Origin of the sequence: Brenneria tiliae (assembly GCF_023347575.1) — a bacterium.
Classification (GTDB): domain Bacteria; phylum Pseudomonadota; class Gammaproteobacteria; order Enterobacterales; family Enterobacteriaceae; genus Brenneria; species Brenneria corticis.
The window spans coordinates 94370-116321 of the sequence record NZ_JAKPCB010000103.1 but is presented as its reverse complement, the minus strand read 5'-3'; the positions used below and the strand labels follow the sequence as shown (position 1 = coordinate 116321).

Here is a 21952-nt window from a genome sequence, read left to right as displayed (position 1 = left end):
CATCACGCCTCTTTTAATTTAGTCACGTAGTAGCGGGTCGCCTCCGCCAGATCGCCGCCTTCCAGCGGAAACTCGATGCCGCGCGGCGCCTCGACCGGCAGGCGGCTCAGCAGCTCGCGCCAGCGGCCGTCGCTGTTATCCAGAGAGACCGCGGCCCGCCCGCCCACGGCATCGGCCCGGCTGGCTTTGACGTGCACATAGGCCACATGCCCCGCCAGCGCCGCCGCCGCGGTCAGGGCGTCCTCACCCAGCCAGTGCCAGTTGGCCATGTCGAAGGTCATGGCGATCGGCAGGTTCCCTGCCGCCACCCGCTCAAAGAAGGCCGCCAGCGAAGCGATGCGCCCGCCCGCCGGCGTTTGATCGTTTTCAATCACCAGCCGGACCGGGAAGTCACGCAGCACGGCGGGAATTGCCGACAGGTCGCTGTCATCGCGCCAGGTTCCCAGCGGCAGTTTCAATAACCGGGCCTGCAGGCGCCGCGCATCGTTCAGATGCGCGCGGAGACGCGGCAGATCGGGTTGGCCGTTTTCCGTCAGCAGCGGTTGCGGCACCGAATAGATCGCAAACAGCCCATGCGCGCCGATCTGCGACGCCAGATGCTCCAGTTGGTCGGTGGATGAGAGCAGCTCATGGCGGATCTCCACCCCATCGGCGCCGCCGGCCTGAATAACGGGTAACAACGCCGCCTGCCCGCCAAGCAGCCGTACCCTATCAATCCCGTAGGCCGAAGTGACGATGACAATGTCTTTTTTCATAATAGTCCTTATTAATCAGTAAAATATCTCGAATAGTCATCATAAGGATTTCTCAGGGAGGCTATTTATCGATCGAATAACGTTTGGTTAAACAGATTATGGGACCGGTCCCAATAAAAAATCCACGACGCATATGCACAAATATGAAGCGCGTCACTATTCCATGGGGAAAATGTGTCTTTGGCGGGATGTATCAGATGATCACCAGACGGTGCTCGCTGTTGAATCTGAATATTGAATTAAGGCTTATTTGTGTTGATTGTATTGATTTTTAGTAAATCTATCATTAGGTTAAGTACACGCTTGAGTACACAATAAACGAAGGTGTTCAACAATTTGGGGTAAAATTATCTACTAAGTCCCGTAAATGCTGTGCTAACTGGTCAACGGTTTTCTCGCCTGTCGCTGCCTCTACCGTTAAGTTTTCCAACGTATTGTCGGTATCAGGGAGCCTGATACCGTTGCGGTAGAGGAAAACCATGGTAACAAAAAACGCAGTGCGTTTATTACCATCGTTAAAAATGTGTCCGCGAGCGATAGCAACCCAGTAGGTGGCGGCGAACTCAAAAACATCTGTAACGTCTTCATAGTGTGTGCGGTTTTGTACCCGGTAGATGAGAGCTTCCGCTCTGCCGGGGTCCGGTATCCCAGCAACGCCGGGAAGTCGTTGTAAAATACGGTCATGGAAAGCGATAACTTCTTGTGCGCTGACCCATATCATCGGTTTGTCAGTGCCTCTACGGTATGCCCATGACGCTGCATAATCACATCAAACTCTGCATCCAGCTTGGCGTTCTGATATGTCTCGAATTCAGCCTTGCTGATAACCACCGCTGAACTGCCATCTCTGCGGGTGATTTCAACCGGTTCACCTTGGGTGGCGACATCCAGTACTTCTGAGATATTGGCGCGTGCCTGAGTTGAGGTGTATGTACGCATGATGTGCCTCCTGATATGTATATCTATATTGTACACATTGGTTGCTTGTCATTCAATTTTGAGTGTAATATTTTTTATGCGCTCGTCAGATTCACAGCGTTGTGAAGGCATTGTTCGGTGCGAATTAAATATGAATTTATTTTTGCACTTTCCTTTTTATTTCAATTCGTAGCACGTCTTAGACTGACAGCTCACCAGTTTTGCAAAAGTGAGTACAACTATGAGTACAAAATAAAATAAGAAGCATATATATCAATTGAATAATAAACAAATCACTATTTAACGTCTGGTTAACCGCTCTGACAATGCCATAATGCCTGCGTCATCAAGAGGAAAATCATTATGAAATACGTAGGCGCCCACGTCAGCGCCGCCGGCGGCGTTGACCAGGCGGTAATACGAGCCCATGAACTGGAAGCGACCGCTTTCGCATTGTTTACCAAAAATCAGCGTCAATGGCAGGCGGCTCCGCTGACCCCGGAGACGATCGCGCGGTTTAAATCCGCCTGTGAAACCTATGGCTACACCCCGGCGCAAATTCTGCCGCACGATAGCTATCTGATTAATCTCGGACACCCGGAAGACGCGGCGCTGGAAAAATCGCGCGCCGCCTTTATCGACGAGATGGCGCGCTGCCAGCAACTGGGGCTGAGCCTGCTTAATTTCCATCCCGGCAGTCACCTGAAGCAGATTGATGAAGATCGCTGTCTGGCGCGCATCGCCGAGTCGATCAATATCGCGCTGGCGGCCACCGAGGGCGTTACCGCGGTGATTGAAAACACCGCCGGCCAGGGAAGCAATCTGGGATTTCGCTTTGAACATCTGGCCGCCATTATCGCCGGCGTCGAAGACAAGAGCCGCGTCGGCGTGTGCATCGATACCTGTCACGCCTTTGCCGGCGGATATGATTTACGCACCAGCAGCGAATGCGACCGAACCTTTGCCGAATTCGCGCGCATCGTCGGTTTTGATTATTTACGCGGTATGCATCTGAACGACGCCAAAAGCGAATTCAACAGCCGGGTGGATCGTCACCACAGCCTGGGGGAAGGAAATATCGGTAAAACCGCCTTCAGCTATATCATGAAGGATCGGCGTTTTGACGACATCCCGATGATTCTGGAAACCGTTAATCCGGATATCTGGGCGCAGGAAATCGCCTGGCTTAAGTCGCAGGATCCGCAATCTTGCTAAAACGAAAAAAGGAGCCGCTGGGTTAAATCAGCGGCTCCTTTTCTCTACGTCCCTGTATAGCGACTCGTCCCGTTAAGCGGCTTTTTTCACCAGTTGATCATCCGGGCGTTTCAGGAACGCGTACAGCACGCCCGCAACCACGGTTCCGGCGATAATGGCGAACAGATAACCCAATACCGGCACAATGGCGCCAGGGATCAGCAGCACAAAGAGGCCGCCGTGCGGCGCCATCAGCTTGGCGCCGACCGCCATGGACAAGGCGCCGGTCAGCGCGCCGCCGAGGATACAGCACGGCAGTACGCGCATCGGATCGCGGGCGGCGTAAGGAATCGCCCCTTCGGAGATAAAGCACAGCCCCAGAACCAGCGCCGCCTTGCCCCCCTCACGTTCCGTCGCGTTGAATTTCTTGCCTGCCAGCAGCGTCGCCAGCCCCATCGCCAGCGGCGGCACCATCCCGCCGGCCATAACGGCCGCCATCGGCGCATAAATCTGGCTACTCAGCAAGGTGGTGCCGAACACGTAGGCCACTTTGTTCACCGGGCCGCCCATATCGGTACACATCATGCCGCCGAGGATGGCGCCGAGGATCACCGCATTCGCCGTGCCCATGGATTGCAGCCAGTCGGTCAGACCGGTCAGGATCTTGGCGACCGGCGTTCCCACGGCATACACCATGATCAACCCCATGATCAACGTCGCCAACAGCGGGATGATCAAAATCGGTTTCAGGGCCGACATACTCTGCGGCAGGTGAATATGATTACTGAGCGCTCTGGCCACGTAACCCGCCAGGAAGCCGGCAATAATACCGCCGAGGAACCCCGCGCCCATACCGACCGCCAGCACCCCGCCGGCCAACCCCGGAGCCAGGCCGGGACGATCGGCGATGGAAAACGCAATATAACCCGCCAGCACGGGAACAATCAGCGCAAAGGCCGAATCCCCCACCATTTTCAGCGCCGCGGCCAGGGTGCCTTCTTCCTTAAAGGCCTCGATGCCGAACACAAACGACAAGGCGATACACAGGCCGCCGGCCACCACCACCGGCAGCATATAGGACACGCCGGTCAACAGATGGCTATAAGGACCCGCCCCGCCTTTCTTGGCCTGGCCGGTCGCCTCGGCGCCGCTCTGCCCGCTCGGCTGATAAACCGTCGCTTCCGCCAGCGCCTTATCCAGCTCCTGAGCGGTCTTTTTCAAGGCCAGACCGGTGGAGGTACGGTACATTTTCTTACCGGCGAACTTGCTGAGATCGACTTCGATATCCGCGGCGACAATCACCACGTCCGCCTGTTCCACTTCTTCCGGCGTAATCGGATTGCCGGCGCCGACGGAGCCGCGGGTTTCAACCTTAACCCACCAGCCGCGTTTCTTCGCCTCGGTTTCAATGGCCTCGGCGGCCATAAACGTATGCGCCACCCCTGTCGGACAGGCGGTCACCGCCACAATGCGTTTGGCCGAGCCTGGCTGAACGGGTGCTGACGCCGGCGCCTGATAGGGCGCGGCATCGGCCTTGGCCTGGTTGAGGAACGCCTCCGGCTGACTGACCGCCAGTTCCACATCGCCAACAAATACCTGTTTACCGTTCAGCGCGGCGTCCGCGGCGGCGGAAGCGCCAAGCACGATCGCCAGTTCGGCTTCGTCGGCCTGTTCGGTAAACGTCAGCCCGGCTTTCTCAGCGGCAGCGCCGAGCAGGTTCTTCACCAGATGGCTTCGCGCCAGACCCAGTGATTTATCTAAAATCAGCAGCGTTTTCATCATTCGTCTCCTGCTGTCAGTTAAAGGGTTTCAGATCGACACGCGCCATCATTGCGGCCAACTGAGGACGATCGGTAATACCAACGTTGCTTTGGCTGACCGCCAGCGCAGCAACCGCTGTCGCCAGACGCAACGTATGTTCACTGGACTCACGCATTAATAAGCCATAAATCAGTCCTCCAACCATGGAGTCACCCGCACCGACCGTACTTACCACGTCACAGGCAGGCGGTTTTGCCAACCACGCACCGGATGCATTTACCCACAGAGCGCCTTCCGCCCCCAGTGAGATCACCACATGCGCGATACCCTGCTCACGCAGCGCGTGCGCAGCATCAACTACATCGGCCAGCGTAGGCAGTTTACGCCCGGCCCAGATTTCCAGCTCCCGGCGATTGGGTTTAACCAGCCAGGGGGCGGCTTTCAACCCGGCGACCAGCGCCTCGCGGCTGCTGTCGAAAATAATGCACGGACAATGGCTGCGTAGCCGGGACATCCAGTCGGTAAAGGCGTCCGGATCGACGCCGGCCGGCAGACTGCCGCTGACGGCGACCATATCGAACTGCCCCAGCCAGCTCAGGGAGTCATTGACAAAGCGCTGCCAGTCCTGCGGGGTAACCTCGAAACCGGAAAAATTAAGATCGGTAACGTCTCCGTCTTTTTCGGTCAGTTTGACATTGATACGCGTACGTCCCGGAACAACCTGAAAACGGTTGGCAATGCCCAGCTCGCTGAACAACTGCTGAAAACCGTCCTGATTGTCTTTCCCCAGGAACCCACCCACCGTGACATCAATCCCGAGATCTTTCAGCACCTTGGCAACGTTGATGCCTTTGCCGGCGGCATGCAGACCCGCTGTCTGAACCAGGTTCACTTCGCCCCGCTCGATTTCCGGGCAATAGCCGACCAGGTCATAAGCCGGATTCAGGGTAATGGTGGCGACTCGCCTGCTCATGCTGCCCCCTCGCCCAAACCGGAATTAATGGCTTCGCCAATGGCGGCCAATGCCTGCTCCGCGTCGCTGCCGCTGGCGGTAAAGCGTAGCTTGTGGCCTTTCTTCACCCCCAGAGCGATAACTTTCATCAGGCTGCGGCCATTTACCGCTTTGCCGGTACCGTCCAGATTGGCGACGGTGACTTCGCTGTCGAACTGTTTAATCACATTAACCAGCGTGGTGCCCGGGCGCGCGTGCAAGCCGTGTTCGTTACGCACGGTGAATTCCGCCGTCAGCACGTCGCTTTCTTCCGCCACATCGCTGGTCAGCAGGGCCAACAGCGTAGGCGCGTCGGCCTTCAGCAAGCGTTCAGCTTTTTGCGCCGTCAGCAGATTGGTGAGGTAATCAATCGGAGCCAGCGCCTGTTCATCCGCCGCCGCGACGGTCACCAGCAGGGCGACCGATTCGTTATCCACGCTGAACGGCGCCGCGGGGCGGGCAACCGCGACCGCGCTGCTGAGGTTGCCCTCGGCGCTGTCGCTGAACCACACGCCCTGCCCCAGATTCAGCGGTTTATGGCTTACCACGTTGCTGACGAAAGCGGCATCCACCGCGCCGACCTGTTGCAGACGCCCGGCGTTCAGCGCCTGCAGCGTCAGCAGATTATCCGTGGCCACATCAAGCGAAATCAGCGAGGTATCGAAACGGAAGTCGGCCAGTTGCTGCTCGCCCATCAGCAGGCTGCGCAGTTCTTCCGCCGAGTCGGTGTCCGCCAGACGGGCGGCGACGCGGTCGTCGCTCAGCACGTGCGTAAGCTGACGCAACAGCGCCAGATGCTCATCGGAACTGGCGGCGATGCCCAGTACCACGTAGGCGGTCTGGTCTTCACCCCAGGCAACGCCCTGCGGGAACTGGAAAACCTGTACCCCGGTTTTCTGCACCAGATCGCGGGTATCGGTGGTGCCGTGGGGGATCGCAATACCGCTCCCCAGGTAAGTGGACGTCTGTTGTTCGCGCTGCAGCATGCCGTCGACATACCCTGCGCTGACGCACCCGGCGTCGGTCAGCGCTGCAGCAACAAGCCGTATGGCCTCCTGCTTGCTGCCGGCCGCCGCGCCTATATGAATATCTTGCTGTGACAACTGGAACATGGCTCTCCTCTCTTGCTGAAAGTTGAATCGTTTCAGCTTTTATGAGAAAAAAATGTGTCTGTTAAAGGACAGGGTTTCAAAAAACATCGCTGAAACGTTTCAATGAGTCTGTTGCCATTGCGATGTTTATGCAAGTATTCTCCACATTCGGCGTAACAAAATTTAGACATCACGCACATTTTAGCCGGCATAAACCCCATCGATAGCATAAAAAAAACCTCAAGCTGAACCTTTGCTGAAGAAAAATCATGCAACAGGTTTTCTGTTTTTTTATAAACCGGCGTAATATGACGCGTCCGGTTTTTTCTTCCACCTCCTTCTTAAGCGTTATCACTTTATATGCACATATCCGTCAGCAGCACGCCCCGACGTCAGCCCGATCTGACTTCGTCGGCATTTTTGGTCATCGCCTTTCTGACAGGGATTGCCGGCGCACTGCAACTCCCGACGCTCAGCCTCTTTCTGTCCAACGAAGTGCAGGTGCGGCCATTTCTGGTCGGCATGTTCTATACCGGCAGCGCGGTGATCGGCATCGTCGTCAGCCAACTGCTGGCAAGGCGCTCAGACAGGCAGGGCGATCGCAAGACGCTTATTTTTCTCTGCTGCCTGATAGGCGCCCTGGGCTGCATGTTGTTCGCCTGGAACCGTAATTACTTTATTTTGCTGTTTGTCGGCGTGCTGCTCAGCAGTTTCGGCTCCACCGCCAATCCGCAGCTATTCGCGCTGGCGCGGGAACACGCCGACCGCACCGGCCGCGGGGCCGCCATGTTCAGCTCGGTGATGCGCGCCCAGATCTCGCTGTCCTGGGTTGTCGGCCCCCCTATCGCCTTTGCCCTGGCGCTGGGTTTCGGCTTCACCACCATGTATCTCACCGCGGGGCTGGTTTTTGTGCTCTGCGCCATACTGGTCAGGCTGTTTCTTCCGTCCATGCCGAAAGTGAAGGTGAAAACGGCGGCGACGCTTGAATCCCCGCGTCACAACCGCCGGGATACGCTGCTGCTGTTCGCCGCCTGCACGCTGATGTGGACCTGTAACGGTCTCTACATCATCAATATGCCGCTCTATCTGGTGCATGAGCTGAATCTGCCGGAAAAACTGGCCGGGATTATGATGGGAACGGCCGCCGGCCTGGAGATCCCGACCATGCTGATCGCCGGTTACGTCGCCAGTCGTTTTGGCAAACGCCTGCTGATGCGTCTGGCCGTCTCCGCCGGTCTGCTGTTTTACGTGGGTCTATTATTGCTCGACAGCGAGATCGCCCTGCTGGCTTTACAGCTGCTGAACGCCATTTTCATCGGCATTCTCGCCGGGATCGGCATGCTCTACTTCCAGGATCTGATGCCCGGCCAGGCGGGCGCGGCAACCACGCTCTTTACCAATACCACCCGGGTGGGCTGGATTATTTCCGGCTCTCTGGGGGGCGTGGTTGCGGAAGTATGGAGTTATCATGCGGTCTTCTTTATCGCGCTGGTGATGATCGCCAGTGCGGGCTACTGCATGTGGCGCATCAAGGACGCGTAGCAGCCGGGGCATCGGGCGCGGTGTCCGCTTCCAGCCGCGCCAGATAAATCAGCGCGTCGTCGCGATGGCTGAAACACATGTCTGCGCGCGCCTGCAACCCGGCGCATACCGCTGGCCGCAGCGGCGAATGGAATATTGCGCAGCGCATATGCGCATCCAGATGAATACAGCGGGTATTGGCCGGCTTGCCGTTCGGCATGCCCGGCAGCGGGCTGGATATTGAAGGCGCGATGCAGCAGGCGCCGCAGTCGGGGCGACAGTCCATCAGCAGGCTCCGGCGGGCTGGCTATAGATGAGGGGACGTCCGTCACCATAACAGCCATGCGGGCAAATACCAACGCCTATCGCCCGCGCGCGATGGCGGATTAACCGCGGCAATCATGCCGCGCGGTAAATTCCCGCTTGCCTGAATCCTGCGGCGCGGGTAACGTGTCGCCACAAAAATCTCACTCCTTATAACAGGTAATTTGTATGGCAAGAGCGAACGAAATCAAACGCGGTATGGCCGTCAACTATAACGGCAAGTTGCTGCTGGTAAAGGACATCGATATCCAGAGCCCCAGCGCCCGCGGCGCCAGCACGCTGTATAAAATGCGCTTTACCGACGTGCGCAACGGATTAAAGGTTGAAGAACGTTTTAAAGGCGATGATATTCTGGATACCATCTCTCTGACCCGCCGCACGGTCACCTTCTCCTATATTGACGGCGACGAGTATATCTTTATGGATGACGAAGACTACACGCCTTACCACTTCAAAAAAGAACAAATAGAGGAAGAGCTGCTGTTTATTCCCGAAGGCGGCACGCCCGGTATTCAGGTGCTGAGCTGGGATGGCGAAATCATTGCGCTTGAACTGCCGCAAACGGTGGATATGGAGATTGTCGACACCGCGCCCGGCATCAAAGGCGCGTCGGCCAGCGCCCGCAACAAACCGGCGACGATGAGCACCGGCCTGACGATTCAGGTGCCGGAATATCTGAGCGCCGGCGAGAAAATCCGTATCCATATTCCAGAACGCCGCTATATGGGTCGCGCTGAATAAGCGGCCGTCGCACCGCCCGCCGGGGTAACCCTCCGGCCGGCGGGTCAATCCCCGGCGCTATTTTCTCAGGAGCCCGTTTTGTTAACCCAAGTGAATGTCATTACCGGCTTTCTCGGCAGCGGGAAAACCACGACCATCCGCCATCTGCTTTCTCAAAAGCCCGAGGATGAAGTCTGGGCCGTATTGGTTAACGAATTCGGCGAAGTCGGGATTGACGGCGCCTTGCTGGCCGACAGCGGCGCGGTATTGAAAGAGATCCCCGGCGGCTGCATGTGCTGCGTGAACGGCCTGCCGATGCAGGTCGGCCTGAATATGCTGCTACAGCAGAAAAAACCGCACCGTCTGCTGATTGAACCGACGGGCCTCGGCCACCCGAAGCAAATCCTCGCGCTGCTGACCGGCGAAAGCTACCGACCCTGGCTGACGCTGCAGGCGACATTATGTCTGCTGGATGCCCGCCAACTGAATCAACCCCGTTATACCGAGAATGAAAATTTCCGCGATCAGCTGGCGGCGGCCGATATTATCGTCGCCAATAAGCAGGAAACCTACCTCGATGCGGATCTCTCCGCCCTGGGGCAGTGGCAGCACAGCAATGGCGATAACCGCCAGGTGGTGCTGGTCAGCCAGGGAGAGGTGGAGCGGCAGCTGTTGGCGCAGCCGCGCCATAATCTGCGTGAGCTGCCCGACGGCGCGCACCATCACTCCCATGGCGCCGCGCCGGGGCTGGCCGCTTTACGGCTGCCGGGGGGCGAATCCTGGCGTCGTTCATTGAATCAGGGCCAGGGCTACCACGCCTGCGGCTGGATTTTCTCGCCGGACACCGTCTTTGATACCGCCGCGCTGCTGGACTGGGCTCGCCTCTCCCCCGTCAGCCGGGTGAAAGGGGTGATGCGTATCCGGGAAGGTACGTTGGTCGTCAATCGTCAGGGTAACGACCTGCATATCGAAACCAGACCGGCCGCGCCGGTGGATAGCCGCATCGAGCTGATTAACGAGACGCCGGCGCAATGGAATAACCTGCAAGCCGGCCTGTTAAAGGCTCGTTTAACTACCGCCGGGTAGAATGGCGATTCAGTTCTAGCGGATCCTGGGTTGTTTCCTGTATGTCTCGGCGTAATCTTTTTTTTATCTTGCTGCTCAACGTGTTAGGCATCGGACTGTTTTTGTCCTGGTATTTGCCGCCCGACCACGGCTTTTGGTTCAGAGTGGACAGCGCTATTTTCTTCTACTTCAACCGACAATTGCTCGAAAGCCCGATTTTCCTGCAATGGGTGGCGATAACCAACGTCCGGGCGTTTGACGGCTGTGCGCTGCTGGCGATGGGTCTGCTGTATCTGTCATTTTATCTGCGGGCGACGCCGCCGGAGCGTCGACGCCAGCTGATCGTCGGCATGGTTATGTTGCTCAGCGCGTTAATCCTTAATCAACTGGGCCATTTATTGCCGGTTCAGCACGCCAGCCCGACCCTTTCTTTCAGCAATATCAACCGCGTTGGCGAACTGACGTCGATCCCGGCGAAAGATGCCTCCAGCGACAGTTTCCCCGGCGATCATGGCATGATGCTGATGGTCTTTGCGGCATTTATGCTGCGCTATTTCACCCGCACCGCCTTTGCCGTAAGCCTGGCGATAGTGATTATTTTTTCCTTACCCCGCATCATGATCGGGGCGCACTGGTTTAGCGATATCGCCGTGGGATCGCTATCGGTGGTACTGACCGGATTAAGCTGGTGGCTGCTTACCCCGGCCAGCGATGCATTAATTAATTTGCTGCATCGCTATCTGCCCGGCAAATAAACACCCATAGCGGTCGCCGGCTATCGACATTTTTTTGCTGACTACATCATTAGATCTTATAAATAAATTAGTTAAAACTGCTCGCAATCCGTTTATCGATGCGGTAGTCTCGATGAAGTTTGCTTTTTTCCCCATAATGAGCTAGCGGCGAAGGAGAAATAATGTGCATTCAGGCACACTTTCACCGTTCGATGTTTGGTGAACCGCAAACTCTGCTTTAGTCTGAATCTCGTTTTCGTTTGGCATTTATTACATAACGGTATTTATCGTTAAGGACTTCAAGGGAACATAACAATAATGGTCACATCTCAACCGATCCTGAGATATATCTGGCGGGCGTTGCCTGCCGTTGCGATAGCGATAACGCTTTCCGCATGTAGTAGTAACAATGTATCCAACAATCAGAACGCGCAAACTGAGATGCATGCAGTCAATGATAAAGACGGTCTTTTACTGCAAGCCTCTCAGGATGAATTTGAAGCATTGGTGCGTAATGTGGATATCAAATCCAAATTGCTTAACCAATATGCCAGTTGGAAAGGCGTCCGCTATCGTTTAGGCGGCGACAGCAAACGCGGCATCGATTGTTCCGCATTCGTGCAGCGTACTTTCCGCGATCAATTCGGCATGGACTTACCGCGTTCAACCTCCGAACAGCAGGGAATCGGTCAGAAGGTGCAACCCGCCAAGCTGCGCCCCGGCGATCTGGTGCTGTTCCGCGCCGGTTCAACCGGTCGCCACGTCGGCATCTATGTCGGCAACGGACAGTTTGTTCATGCCTCCACCAGCAGCGGCGTAATGATTTCCAATCTGGATGACAGTTATTGGAAAAAGCGTTACCGGGAAGCCCGGCGCGTGCTGAGTAAAGGAACCAACAGCTAACCGATTTTTATCCCTGACGTACCTGAAGTGCCAAACGAGACAGCAAGCGCCGCTTAGCAATAAGCGGCGTTTTTTTATTCGCCCCATCCCTGGGGCTCACCCATAGGGCATCTCCTACACTGAGCCGCCATCAAATGCAGGTCCCTGCCTACTACCGCAGGGACGACGGGAAAGTGTGCATAGACGACGGGAAAGTGCGCGGAATGACGAATTTGGAAATTACGATACGAAATTGTACTTTGTCACCAGTCTGGTTTTTTACTTAAAATTTCCCAAACAATTTCTTACAGTGGTTGCAACTTGCAAAGCAGTGATTATGGTAGGTTTATTGCTGCCATTCATGGTAAAAAGGGAAAAACCGGGTTTACGGGAGGTAATGTCTGTTATATCAACAACTTTATGTCGCCAAAAACCGCTATAGAAAATCATGCCTGCATGCAGGCATCCGATAAACCCTTGTTGGTCCGCAGGAGATTACCGTCAAGATGTTGAATCGCGTCGTTACCGCCGTATTGCTTTGCGCCCTGCCCCTGGGGCTGCATGCCGCAACGATCGAACACAGCACGTCTTTCGCTATTTTGGGGGAAGCTAAATACGGCGCGGACTTTCGCCATTTTGACTACGTCAATCCCGATGCGCCGAAAGGCGGCAGTATTACGCTCAGCACGCTCGGCACCTTTGACAACTTTAACCGCTATGCTTTACGCGGCGTGGCGGCGACCCGCACCGAGCGGCTCTACGACTCCCTGTTCGTGACCTCCGACGATGAGCCCGGCAGCTATTATCCGTTAGTCGCCCAATCCACCCGCCATGACGCTGATTTTCACTGGATAGAAGTCGACCTCAACCCCAGCGCGCGCTTTCATGACGGTACGCCGATTACCGCGGCCGATGTCGCTTTCACCTACAATATGTTTATGACGCAGGGCGTCCCTCAGTTTCGCATCTACTTTAAGGGCGTGACGGCCAAAGCCGTGGCGCCGCTGACGGTGCGCTTTGATTTCCCCGTTCCCGACAAGAACCGCATGTTCAGCCTGCTTTCGCTGCCGATCATGCCGGAAAAGTTCTGGAAAAATCATAAGCTGAGCGATCCGCTGCCCTACCCGCCGCCGGCCAGCGGCCCCTATCGCATTACCGCCTATCGCACCGGGCAATATGTTACCTACTCGCGCGTGCAGGATTACTGGGGAGCTGACCTGCCGGTAAATAAAGGCCAGTACAACTTCGATAAGATCCGCTACGACTATTATCTGGACGACAGCGTCGCGCTGGAGGCCTTTAAAGCCGGCGCTTTCGATCTGCGTATCGAAGGTTCGCCAAAACACTGGGCGACGCAGTATCACGGCGGTAACTTCAGCCGGGGCTATATCATCAAGCAGGATCAGGAGAATCAGTCCGCACAGGACACGCGCTGGCTGGCGTTCAATATCCAGCGCCCGATTTTCAGCGACCGCCGGGTTCGCCAGGCGCTGACGATGGCGTTTGATTTTAACTGGATGAACAAGGCGCTGTATTACAATGCTTACCAGCGTGCCGACAGCTATTTCCAGAATACCGTCTATGCCGCGAAAGATGAGCCGAGCGCAGATGAACTTGCCTGGCTGACACCGTTGCAAGATAAAGTGCCGCCGGAGGTGTTCGGGCCGCGCTATCAGCCGCCGTCATCCGACGGCAGCGGCTACGACCGGGAAAACTGGCTCAAGGCGTTGGCGTTGCTAAAGGAAGCCGGCTGGGAACTGAAAAATCAGCGTTTGGTTAACCGCCAGACCGGAAAGCCGTTTACCTTTGAACTGCTGCTGCCGAGCGCGGGAAATTCCCAGTATGTGCTGCCTTTCCAGCAAAATCTGAAAAAACTGGGCATCGCCATGACGGTGCGCAATATCGACAGCGCCCAGTTTAACAGCCGCCTGCGCAAGCGCGATTTCGATATGATACCCACGCTGTACAGCGCCTACATTTACCCCAACACAAATTTACAGATGGAATGGCATTCGCACTACATCGACTCCACCTACAACACCTCCGGCGTACAGGATGCGGCGATCGATACCCTGGTTGAGCAAATCGTCGCCCACCAGGGGCAGGCCGGCCCCTTGCTGTCGTTAGGCCGGGCGCTGGACCGCGTGCTGACCTGGAATCAGTTTATGATCCCCATGTGGTATTCCAATCATGACCGCTTTGCCTACTGGAACAAGTTCGCCATGCCGGCGGTGCGTCCGGCCTATTCATTAGGTTTTGACGGCTGGTGGTACGATGTTAAACAAGCGGCCACGCTGCCGGCAGAGCGACGTTAAGGAGTCACGACGTGGGAACTTACCTGTTACGCCGCCTTTTACTGGTGATCCCGACGCTATGGGCGATTATCACCATCAACTTCTTTATCGTGCAAATCGCCCCCGGCGGCCCGGTCGACCAGGCGATTGCCAATATCGAGATGGGACGCGGCAGCGGTTATACCGCCAGCGGCGGCCTTGACGCCGGCATGGCCCGTTCCGGCAGCGCCGGCGCGCCCAATATCGAGAACACCTATCGCGGCGCCCGCGGGCTGGATCCCGAGGTGATTGAAGAGATCACCAAACGCTACGGTTTTGATAAGCCCATCCACGAACGCTATTTCAAACTGCTGTGGGATTATGCGCGTTTCGACTTCGGCGACAGCCTGTTTCGCGGCTCCTCGGTGATGCAGCTGATCAAAGAGAGTATGCCGGTTTCCATCTCGCTGGGGCTGTGGAGCACGCTGATTATCTATCTGGTTTCCATTCCGCTGGGGATCAAAAAGGCGGTCAAAAACGGCACCTCCTTTGATACCTGGAGCAGTACGCTGATTATTATCGGCTACGCCATTCCCGCCTTCCTATTCGCCATTTTGCTGATTGTGGTGTTCGCCGGCGGCAGCTATCTGGACTGGTTCCCGCTGCGCGGGCTGGTATCCAGCAATTTCGATACCCTGCCCTGGTACCAAAAAATCACCGATTATCTGTGGCACATCGCCCTGCCGGTGCTGGCTACGGTAATTGGCGGTTTCGCCACCTTGACCATGCTGACGAAAAACTCCTTTATGGATGAAATCCGCAAACAGTATGTGGTAACGGCGCGCGCCAAGGGGCTGGATGAAAAAAGCATTCTCTATCGTCACGTGTTTCGCAACGCCATGCTGCTGGTGATTGCCGGCTTTCCCGCCACCTTTATCAGCATGTTTTTCACCGGCTCGCTGCTGATCGAAGTAATGTTCTCATTGAACGGACTGGGCCTGTTAGGCTACGACGCCACCCTGCAACGCGATTACCCGGTGATGTTCGGTACGCTGTATATTTTTACGCTGATCGGTCTGTTACTGAATATCATCAGCGATCTGACCTATACGCTGGTTGACCCGCGTATTGATTTCGAGGGACGCCAATGAGCCGATTGAGCCCCATTAATCAGGCGCGCTGGGCGCGTTTCAAGAGCAACCGCCGCGGCTACTGGTCGCTGTGGATTTTTCTGGCGCTGTTTGTGGTTACGCTGTTCTCAGAGCTGATCGCCAATGACAAACCGCTGCTGGTGAAATACGACGATAAACTCTATGCGCCCTTTATCGTCAACTACAGCGAAACCACCTTCGGCGGTCAGCTTGACTCCCGCGCGGATTTTCGCGATCCCTATATCGCCCAGCGCATCGACAGCCACGGCTGGGCATTGTGGCCGCTTATCCGCTACAACTATGACAGCATAAACTTCGCGACCACCGTCTCTTTCCCCTCGCCGCCGTCATGGCAAAACCTGCTGGGAACCGACAGCCAGGGGAAAGACGTCGTTGCCCAGGTCATGTACGGATTCCGTATATCAATGCTGTTCGGCCTGGCGCTGACGATACTTTCCAGCCTGATCGGCATTACCGTCGGCGCCACGCAGGGGTATTACGGCGGGCGGCTGGACCTTTGGGGCCAGCGCTTTATTGAAGTCTGGTCCGGGATGCCGACCCTGTTTCTGATTATTCTGCTCTCCAGCGTGATCCAGCCCGATTTCTGGTGGCTGCTGGGCATCACGGTGCTATTCGGCTGGATGAGTCTGGTGGGGGTGGTGCGGGCCGAGTTCCTGCGTACCCGCAATTTTGACTATATCCGCGCCGCGCAGGCGATGGGCGTCAGCGATCGGATGATTATGTACCGCTGCATGCTGCCAAACGCCATGGTCGCCACCCTGACCTACCTGCCGTTTATTCTGTGCGGATCCATCACCACCCTGACCTCGCTGGACTTCCTGGGATTTGGTTTACCGATGGGATCGCCCTCGTTAGGCACGTTATTGCTGGAGGGGAAAAACAACCTGCAGGCGCCCTGGCTGGGCATTACCGTATTTATGGTGCTGTCCGTGGTGCTGTCTTTACTTATTTTTATCGGCGAAGCGGTGCGCGACGCCTTCGACCCCAGTAAGGCGCATTGATATGTCTACGTCACCGTTACTACAGATTAAGGATCTCAGCATCGCCTTTCGCAGCGGAGAGAACGAACAGCGCGTCGTCGATGGGGTCTCGCTTAGCGTAAACGCCGGCGAAACGCTGGCGCTGGTCGGCGAGTCCGGCTCGGGCAAGAGCGTGACCGCCCTTTCCATCCTGCGCCTGTTGCCGTCGCCCCCCGTCGTCTATCAGCAGGGGGATATCCTGTTCGCCGGTCAGTCGCTGCTGCATGCGGATGAGAAAACGCTGCGCCGCATCCGCGGCGATCGTATCGCCATGATCTTTCAGGAGCCGATGGTGTCGCTCAATCCGTTGCAAAGCATCGAAAAACAGCTCGTCGAGGTTTTAGCGCTGCATCGGGGCATGCGCAATGAGGCGGCGCGCGGCGAGGCGCTTTCCTGTCTGGATCGCGTGGGAATCCGGCAGGCGAAGAGCCGGCTGAATGATTTCCCTCATCAGCTTTCCGGCGGCGAGCGCCAGCGCGTAATGATTGCGATGGCGCTGCTGACCCAGCCCGACCTGCTGATCGCCGATGAGCCCACCACGGCGCTGGACGTTACCGTACAGGCGCAGATACTGACGCTGCTGGACGAGTTGAAACAGGAACTGGGCATGAGCCTGCTGTTTATCACCCACAATCTGCATATTGTCCGCCGGCTGGCGGACAATGTCGCGGTGATGAAGTCCGGCCAGTGCGTGGAACACAATACCTGCGACGGCTTATTCAGCGCGCCGCAACACGCCTATACCCGCCAACTGCTGGATGCCGCCCCCGCCGGCGAACCTTTGCCGCTCGACGGCGATGCACATCCCATCCTGCGCGTCGAGCAGCTGCGGGTTTCTTTCCCCGTCAAACGCGGGCTGCTGCGGCGCACCGTCGATGAAAAACGGGTGGTCAACGATATCAGCTTCAGCCTGCGCCGCGGGGAAGGCATCGGGCTGGTGGGCGAATCCGGCTCGGGGAAAAGCACCACCGGGCTGGCGCTGCTGCGGCTGCTGAATTCAAGCGGCGAAATCTGGTTCGATAACCAGCCGCTGCACGGATTGACCCGCAAGCAGATGCTGCCTTTCCGGCGGCGGATCCAGGTGGTGTTCCAGGATCCCAACTCCGCCTTGAACCCGCGGCTGAACGCCGAGCAGATTATTGCCGAAGGGCTGACCGTACATCAGAAACTGAGCGAGGAGCAGCGGGAACGGCGGGTGATTGAAGCCATGCGGGAAGTCGGGCTGGATCCGGCCACGCGCCACCGTTACCCCGCCGAGTTTTCCGGCGGACAGCGCCAGCGTATCGCCATTGCCCGGGCGCTGATTCTGCAACCGGAACTGCTTATTCTTGATGAGCCGACGTCATCGCTGGACAGAACGGTGCAGGCGCAGATTCTGGCGCTGCTGAAATCGCTGCAACAGAAGCATCGGTTGGCATACCTGTTTATCAGTCACGACCTACAGGTGGTGCGGGCGCTGTGCCATCAGGTGATTGTGCTGAAACAAGGCGAAGTGGTGGAGCAAGGAGAATGCCGGCAGGTATTCGCCCATCCGGCGCAGGACTATACGCGGGAGCTGCTGAAACTGTCGTCTTAAACAACCATCAGCGGTCCGTTTCAAGTCGATAATCGTCAAAAGAGCGGCAAGATCAGCCTGACTGATGTTGCCGCTCTCAAAACGGATACTGCGCCGACACCGGCTCCGCAATCGCCACGCCGACATTTTTCAAGCGACACATGGCGGTGCTTTCATCATTACGGTGTAAAAACAGGCAAGGCTCGCCTTCCCATTCCAGCACAACGCACTCAACCTGTATTTCCTCCAGAGAGTGATGCAGTTGATGCATGATTTTCCATGCCACATCGCCGTCATGGCTCAATAACTTGAGACCAATCAGATTATTGTCTTCTTCCCTGCCGCTCAGCGGAATCGGTTCGACTTTTACACCGGCAAAACCCGATAACCAGCGATAACTTAGCGGCAAACGATGCACTACCGAAAGTTGGACATTAGCCACTACTGTTTTTCCTCAGGTTAAGTTTTACTGCAATTTTACAATACAATAACATATTTATCATGGCAGCCTGACCGCCGCCTCTTTTTTACCGCTTTCCCAATCTAATAAGCCGCGCACTCAGAACAAATAAGCATCACTAGCTGTTGGTATAGGTTACTGCAAGGTTAATTAATGCCAGGGAGATCACAAATTATCATTCTTTTTCGGGCTATATGTAACTCTTTTTGTGTAGCACCTCAACCTTTTTAGCTCCGATTGTTTACTTTTAAGTCATATATTTTACATATACAGAACATTTGCAGCTAAGAAAAGCGCTGGCGCCCGACAAATATTGGATCGCCCGGGGGAATAAATACGGTAGAAAAACCAAACCGCTGACGGCGGACCACCGCCCGCCGTCAGGGAAATTGAATGCGCCAGGGCTGGCGGCGTGAAGCTAAAGCAGGAAGGAACTACCTGATGCCGGCTATCTCCTGGCTGCTCAGCGCCCGGTATTCGCCGGGTTCCAACGCGCTGTCCAGAATGATATCGCCGATGCGTTCGCGGTGTAACTGCACCACGCGATTCCCCACCGCGGCAAACATCCTTTTCACCTGATGATAACGCCCTTCGCTGATGGTCAGACGCACCTGATAATCCGTTATCTTTTCCAGCGTGGCGGGCTTGGTCACATGCTTCTCGCCGTGCAGTTGCACTCCGGCCGCAAACTGCTCTGAAGTATCGTCGCTTAGTGGCTGCTCCAGCGTCACCAGATAGGTCTTCTCGCAGTGATGGCGGGGCGAGGTGATACGATGCGACCACTGCCCGTCGTCGGTCAGCAGCACCAGCCCGGTGGTATCGATATCCAGACGCCCCGCCGCATGCAGCTTGTACGCGACGGGGACATCCATAAAATAAAGAATGGTCGGATGATCGGGATCGTCCGTCGAGCACACGTAGCCCTGCGGCTTATTCAGCATAAAATAGCGCGGTCCGCGCTGCTGCGCCAACGGATTGCCGTCGAACGCCACCTGATGCTCGGGCAGCAGTTTAAAAGCACCGCTTTTCACCACTTCCCCATCAACGGTGACCCGTTGCGCGCGCAGCTCGCGCGCCACCAGCGAACGGCTGATGTCCAACTGCTGGGATAAAAATTTGTCCAATCGCATTAACGACCAACTGCCTGTGTGAAATCATCGCACAGCACACGCCTGAGAGGCGCCCGTACCGATGAATAATGAAAAAAGAGCAACGGCATTCCGCTGCCGGAATGCTCTAGTATAACGGCGCTTGAGCCGAGGTCCTAGAATTCAGCGACGCCGATCCGCCTTTGTCGTCGTGGTATATCTCACGCGCGCTATCGCACCGGACATTATCAACGGGCATAATAAGGATAACCACTTACCTTGAGGGTTAAACCATGTCATCCGTTCACGGCCATGAAGTCCTGCAAATGATGATCGCCTCCGGCGAGTCTTTTACCACTGAACAGCTGATTGCCGCCATTGAAAACCGTTTCGGGAGCGACGCCCGTTTTCATACCTGCTCGGCCGCCGATCTGACCGCGGCAAAGCTGGTGCAGTTTCTGGCCGAGCGCGGCAAATTTATTCCGCTTGAGGCCGGCTTCACCACCAGCGCCAGTAAAATCTGCCAGCACTAGGCCATGCCTATTACCTTACGGCCTTACCAGCGTGAGGCGGTATCCGCTACGCTTGAGTATTTCCGTCATCATACCCAGCCGGCCGTTATCGTACTGCCGACGGGGGCGGGAAAAAGTCTGGTTATCGCCGAACTGGCCAAACTCGCCCGCGGACGGGTGCTGGTTTTGGCGCACGTCAAGGAGCTGGTGGCGCAGAACCATGCCAAATACTGCGCCTGGGGGCTGGAGGCGGATATTTTCGCCGCCGGACTACAGCAACGGCAAAGCCAGGGGAAAGTGGTGTTCGGCAGCGTGCAGTCGGTGGCGCGCAACCTGGATCGGTTCGAACAATCCTTTTCGTTGCTGATCGTTGATGAATGCCACCGCATCGGCGATGACGACGACAGCCAATATCAGCAGATTATCCGCCATCTGCAACTAACCAATCCGCAACTGCGGCTGCTGGGGCTGACGGCAACGCCCTTTCGTCTGGGGAAAGGCTGGATTTATCAATACCACTACCACGGCATGATACGCGGCGACGAACACAGCCTGTTCCGCGATTGCATCTACGAACTGCCGCTGCGCTATATGATCAAACACGGCTTTCTGGTGCCGCCGGAACGGCTGGATATGCCCATTGTGCAATACGATTTCAGCAGGCTGGCGGCGGGAAGCAACGGCTTGTTCAGCGAAGCCGATCTTAATCACGAGCTAAAGCGCCAGCAGCGCATCACCCCGCATATCATCAGCCAGATCGTCGACTATGCGCAGACGCGCCTGGGTGTGATGATTTTCGCCGCCACCGTTGAACATGCCCGTGAAATCCACGGCTTATTGCCGCCGGGCCAGGCCGCGCTGGTCAGCGCCGAAACGCCGCCGGCGGAGCGTGACGCGCTTATCGCCGACTTTAAACGGCAGCGGCTGCGCTATCTGGTCAACGTCGCCGTGCTGACCACCGGCTTTGATGCCCCGCACGTCGATCTGATCGCCATACTACGCCCGACGGAATCCGTCAGCTTATATCAGCAAATTGTCGGTCGCGGCTTGCGTCTGTTTCCCGGCAAAACCGAGTGCCTGATCCTGGATTACGCCGGAAACCCGCACGATCTCCATACCCCGGAGGTCGGACACAGTAAACCCCACCGCGACAGCCAGCCGGTGCAGGTTTTCTGTCCGCAATGCGGTTTCGCCAATTTATTCTGGGGGAAAATCACCCCGGACGGCGGCGTGATCGAACATTTCGGCCGCCGCTGCCAGGGTTGGGAGACGCTGGACGACGGCCAGCGCCGGCAGTGCGACTTTCGCTTTCGCTTCAAGACCTGCCCGCACTGCGGCGCGGAAAACGACATTGCGGCCCGCCGCTGTCACCAGTGTGAAAACGTGCTGGTCGATCCCGATGATATGCTGAAAGCGGCGCTGAAGCTGAAAGACGCGCTGGTATTGCGCTGTAGCGGCATGAGCCTGACGCCCGGCAAAGACGCCAAAGGGGAATGGCTCAACGTCACCTACCATGATGAAGACGGCGCCGAGGTGAGCGAGCGTTTTCGCCTGCAAACGCCGGCGCAGCGCCACGTATTCCAGCTACATTTCTTACGCGTCCATCAGCGGGCGCCGGGCGTCCCTTTCGCCTGGCAAACCGCCGACGACGTTTTGGCGCAACGGCATTTACTGCGCGCCCCCGACTTTGTGGTTGCCCGCCGTCAGGGGAGATTCTGGCAGCTACGGGAAAAAATGTTCGATTATCAGGGCCGTTTCCGGCGGGCACACGAGCTGCGCGGCTAGCTTATTCACGGTTTTATTTGCCCGCGGACCCATATTCCGCTAGAATTCAGCCCGCTTTTGTATCGCAAAAGCAGAACAACCCAACTTGCTGCTGGGTCGCCTGTAGCAGGATTACTTATCTTAAGTAGAGTA

At 56.6% G+C, this 21952-nt stretch carries 21 protein-coding genes; 12 read left to right on the top strand and 9 right to left on the bottom strand.

Translation table 11 applies throughout. The annotated features are described in order from the left end of the window. Positions 1 to 2: 2 nt before the first annotated feature. The 3 genes from MFP24_RS21395 to MFP24_RS21385 form a co-directional block, all read right to left on the bottom strand. Positions 3 to 755, bottom strand: coding sequence for a sugar phosphate isomerase/epimerase family protein (locus MFP24_RS21395; protein WP_249232622.1), 753 nt, complete (start codon positions 753 to 755; stop codon positions 3 to 5). Between the two features lie 328 nt (positions 756 to 1083). Next, entirely contained in the window at positions 1084 to 1476 is a 393-nt protein-coding gene (locus MFP24_RS21390; RefSeq protein ID WP_249232623.1) for a type II toxin-antitoxin system death-on-curing family toxin, read from the bottom strand. Next, positions 1473 to 1694 (bottom strand): type II toxin-antitoxin system Phd/YefM family antitoxin, encoded by a 222-nt coding sequence (locus MFP24_RS21385; protein WP_009114091.1) that lies wholly within the window; start codon positions 1692 to 1694, stop codon positions 1473 to 1475. The genes MFP24_RS21390 and MFP24_RS21385 overlap by 4 nt, the downstream gene beginning before the upstream one ends. A 342-nt stretch (positions 1695 to 2036) precedes the next feature. Between MFP24_RS21385 and nfo the strand changes: the two genes are divergently transcribed. Further along, a complete protein-coding gene (gene nfo / locus MFP24_RS21380) occupies positions 2037 to 2888 on the top strand; it encodes a deoxyribonuclease IV (protein ID WP_249232624.1) in 852 nt (283 codons plus the stop codon). Between the two features lie 72 nt (positions 2889 to 2960). On the opposite strand, the gene fruA is transcribed toward nfo, so the two are convergent. From fruA to fruB, 3 genes are read right to left on the bottom strand one after another with little or no spacing between them, the layout of a single operon-like run. After that, on the bottom strand, positions 2961 to 4646 hold the full coding sequence (gene fruA, locus MFP24_RS21375; RefSeq protein WP_249232905.1) for a PTS fructose transporter subunit IIBC: 1686 nt from the start codon (positions 4644 to 4646) through the stop codon (positions 2961 to 2963). Between the two features lie 16 nt (positions 4647 to 4662). Continuing rightward, entirely contained in the window at positions 4663 to 5601 is a 939-nt protein-coding gene (gene fruK, locus MFP24_RS21370; RefSeq protein ID WP_009113287.1) for a 1-phosphofructokinase, read from the bottom strand. After that, positions 5598 to 6731, bottom strand: coding sequence for a fused PTS fructose transporter subunit IIA/HPr protein (gene fruB, locus MFP24_RS21365; protein ID WP_249232625.1), 1134 nt, complete (start codon positions 6729 to 6731; stop codon positions 5598 to 5600). Before fruB ends, fruK begins: the two co-directional genes overlap by 4 nt. A gap of 339 nt (positions 6732 to 7070) precedes the next feature. Between fruB and MFP24_RS21360 the strand changes: the two genes are divergently transcribed. Next, positions 7071 to 8252: a sugar efflux transporter gene (locus tag MFP24_RS21360; RefSeq protein ID WP_249232626.1), complete on the top strand. Its 1182-nt coding sequence runs from the start codon at positions 7071 to 7073 to the stop codon at positions 8250 to 8252. Here the strand turns inward: MFP24_RS21360 and MFP24_RS21355 are convergent. Then, positions 8239 to 8517, bottom strand: coding sequence for a YkgJ family cysteine cluster protein (locus MFP24_RS21355; protein ID WP_249232627.1), 279 nt, complete (start codon positions 8515 to 8517; stop codon positions 8239 to 8241). The genes MFP24_RS21360 and MFP24_RS21355 overlap by 14 nt on opposite strands. Positions 8518 to 8723: 206 nt before the next feature. Between MFP24_RS21355 and yeiP the strand changes: the two genes are divergently transcribed. The 8 genes from yeiP to yejF all read left to right on the top strand — a co-directional run bounded on the left by yeiP (position 8724) and on the right by yejF (position 17996). Next, complete coding sequence (yeiP, locus tag MFP24_RS21350) at positions 8724 to 9296, top strand: elongation factor P-like protein YeiP (protein ID WP_249232628.1); 573 nt, start codon at positions 8724 to 8726, stop codon at positions 9294 to 9296. A 78-nt stretch (positions 9297 to 9374) separates the two neighbouring features. Continuing rightward, a complete protein-coding gene (locus tag MFP24_RS21345) occupies positions 9375 to 10361 on the top strand; it encodes a CobW family GTP-binding protein (protein ID WP_249232629.1) in 987 nt (328 codons plus the stop codon). A 41-nt stretch (positions 10362 to 10402) separates the two neighbouring features. Continuing rightward, the gene (locus MFP24_RS21340) at positions 10403 to 11095 is read left to right on the top strand and encodes a phosphatase PAP2 family protein (protein ID WP_249232630.1); all 693 of its coding nucleotides are present in this window, start codon (positions 10403 to 10405) and stop codon (positions 11093 to 11095) included. Between the two features lie 297 nt (positions 11096 to 11392). Beyond that, positions 11393 to 11977 carry a bifunctional murein DD-endopeptidase/murein LD-carboxypeptidase gene (gene mepS, locus MFP24_RS21335; protein ID WP_249232631.1) on the top strand — a complete coding sequence of 195 codons (585 nt, stop codon included), beginning with the start codon at positions 11393 to 11395 and terminating at the stop codon, positions 11975 to 11977. Between the two features lie 485 nt (positions 11978 to 12462). Then, positions 12463 to 14271, top strand: coding sequence for an extracellular solute-binding protein (locus tag MFP24_RS21330; protein ID WP_249232632.1), 1809 nt, complete (start codon positions 12463 to 12465; stop codon positions 14269 to 14271). Positions 14272 to 14282: 11 nt separating this feature from the next. Continuing rightward, on the top strand, positions 14283 to 15380 hold the full coding sequence (locus MFP24_RS21325) for a microcin C ABC transporter permease YejB (protein WP_249232633.1): 1098 nt from the start codon (positions 14283 to 14285) through the stop codon (positions 15378 to 15380). Beyond that, positions 15377 to 16402, top strand: a complete 1026-nt coding sequence (locus MFP24_RS21320) for an ABC transporter permease (RefSeq protein WP_249232634.1) — start codon at positions 15377 to 15379, stop codon at positions 16400 to 16402. Before MFP24_RS21325 ends, MFP24_RS21320 begins: the two co-directional genes overlap by 4 nt. 1 nt (position 16403) lies before the next feature. After that, positions 16404 to 17996 (top strand): microcin C ABC transporter ATP-binding protein YejF, encoded by a 1593-nt coding sequence (yejF, locus tag MFP24_RS21315; protein WP_249232635.1) that lies wholly within the window; start codon positions 16404 to 16406, stop codon positions 17994 to 17996. A 76-nt stretch (positions 17997 to 18072) separates the two neighbouring features. On the opposite strand, the gene MFP24_RS21310 is transcribed toward yejF, so the two are convergent. Together MFP24_RS21310 and rsuA are read right to left on the bottom strand one after the other, a co-directional pair. Next, complete coding sequence (locus MFP24_RS21310) at positions 18073 to 18417, bottom strand: YejG family protein (protein WP_249232636.1); 345 nt, start codon at positions 18415 to 18417, stop codon at positions 18073 to 18075. 452 nt (positions 18418 to 18869) lie between these two features. Beyond that, positions 18870 to 19565, bottom strand: a complete 696-nt coding sequence (rsuA, locus tag MFP24_RS21305) for a 16S rRNA pseudouridine(516) synthase RsuA (RefSeq protein ID WP_249232637.1) — start codon at positions 19563 to 19565, stop codon at positions 18870 to 18872. A 251-nt stretch (positions 19566 to 19816) separates the two neighbouring features. Between rsuA and MFP24_RS21300 the strand changes: the two genes are divergently transcribed. Continuing rightward, positions 19817 to 20056, top strand: coding sequence for a YecH family metal-binding protein (locus MFP24_RS21300; protein ID WP_249232638.1), 240 nt, complete (start codon positions 19817 to 19819; stop codon positions 20054 to 20056). Between the two features lie 3 nt (positions 20057 to 20059). Beyond that, a complete protein-coding gene (gene radD, locus MFP24_RS21295) occupies positions 20060 to 21820 on the top strand; it encodes a DNA repair helicase RadD (RefSeq protein WP_249232639.1) in 1761 nt (586 codons plus the stop codon). The last annotated feature ends 132 nt before the right edge of the window (positions 21821 to 21952 follow it).

Bases quoted from the DNA above. Each gene is read 5' to 3' on its own strand.
- MFP24_RS21300 (WP_249232638.1), top strand. From the start codon at position 19,817: ATGTCATCCGTTCACGGCCATGAAGTCCTGCAAATGATGATCGCCTCC.
- MFP24_RS21320 (WP_249232634.1), top strand. From the start codon at position 15,377: ATGAGCCGATTGAGCCCCATTAATCAGGCGCGCTGGGCGCGTTTCAAG.
- yejF (WP_249232635.1), top strand. From the start codon at position 16,404: ATGTCTACGTCACCGTTACTACAGATTAAGGATCTCAGCATCGCCTTT.
- radD (WP_249232639.1), top strand. From the start codon at position 20,060: ATGCCTATTACCTTACGGCCTTACCAGCGTGAGGCGGTATCCGCTACG.
- nfo (WP_249232624.1), top strand. From the start codon at position 2,037: ATGAAATACGTAGGCGCCCACGTCAGCGCCGCCGGCGGCGTTGACCAG.
- fruK (WP_009113287.1), bottom strand. From the start codon at position 5,601: ATGAGCAGGCGAGTCGCCACCATTACCCTGAATCCGGCTTATGACCTG.
- yeiP (WP_249232628.1), top strand. From the start codon at position 8,724: ATGGCAAGAGCGAACGAAATCAAACGCGGTATGGCCGTCAACTATAAC.
- MFP24_RS21360 (WP_249232626.1), top strand. From the start codon at position 7,071: ATGCACATATCCGTCAGCAGCACGCCCCGACGTCAGCCCGATCTGACT.
- MFP24_RS21355 (WP_249232627.1), bottom strand. From the start codon at position 8,517: ATGGACTGTCGCCCCGACTGCGGCGCCTGCTGCATCGCGCCTTCAATA.
- MFP24_RS21340 (WP_249232630.1), top strand. From the start codon at position 10,403: ATGTCTCGGCGTAATCTTTTTTTTATCTTGCTGCTCAACGTGTTAGGC.
- MFP24_RS21395 (WP_249232622.1), bottom strand. From the start codon at position 755: ATGAAAAAAGACATTGTCATCGTCACTTCGGCCTACGGGATTGATAGG.
- MFP24_RS21385 (WP_009114091.1), bottom strand. From the start codon at position 1,694: ATGCGTACATACACCTCAACTCAGGCACGCGCCAATATCTCAGAAGTA.
- mepS (WP_249232631.1), top strand. From the start codon at position 11,393: ATGGTCACATCTCAACCGATCCTGAGATATATCTGGCGGGCGTTGCCT.
- MFP24_RS21330 (WP_249232632.1), top strand. From the start codon at position 12,463: ATGTTGAATCGCGTCGTTACCGCCGTATTGCTTTGCGCCCTGCCCCTG.
- fruA (WP_249232905.1), bottom strand. From the start codon at position 4,646: ATGAAAACGCTGCTGATTTTAGATAAATCACTGGGTCTGGCGCGAAGC.
- fruB (WP_249232625.1), bottom strand. From the start codon at position 6,731: ATGTTCCAGTTGTCACAGCAAGATATTCATATAGGCGCGGCGGCCGGC.
- rsuA (WP_249232637.1), bottom strand. From the start codon at position 19,565: ATGCGATTGGACAAATTTTTATCCCAGCAGTTGGACATCAGCCGTTCG.
- MFP24_RS21390 (WP_249232623.1), bottom strand. From the start codon at position 1,476: ATGATATGGGTCAGCGCACAAGAAGTTATCGCTTTCCATGACCGTATT.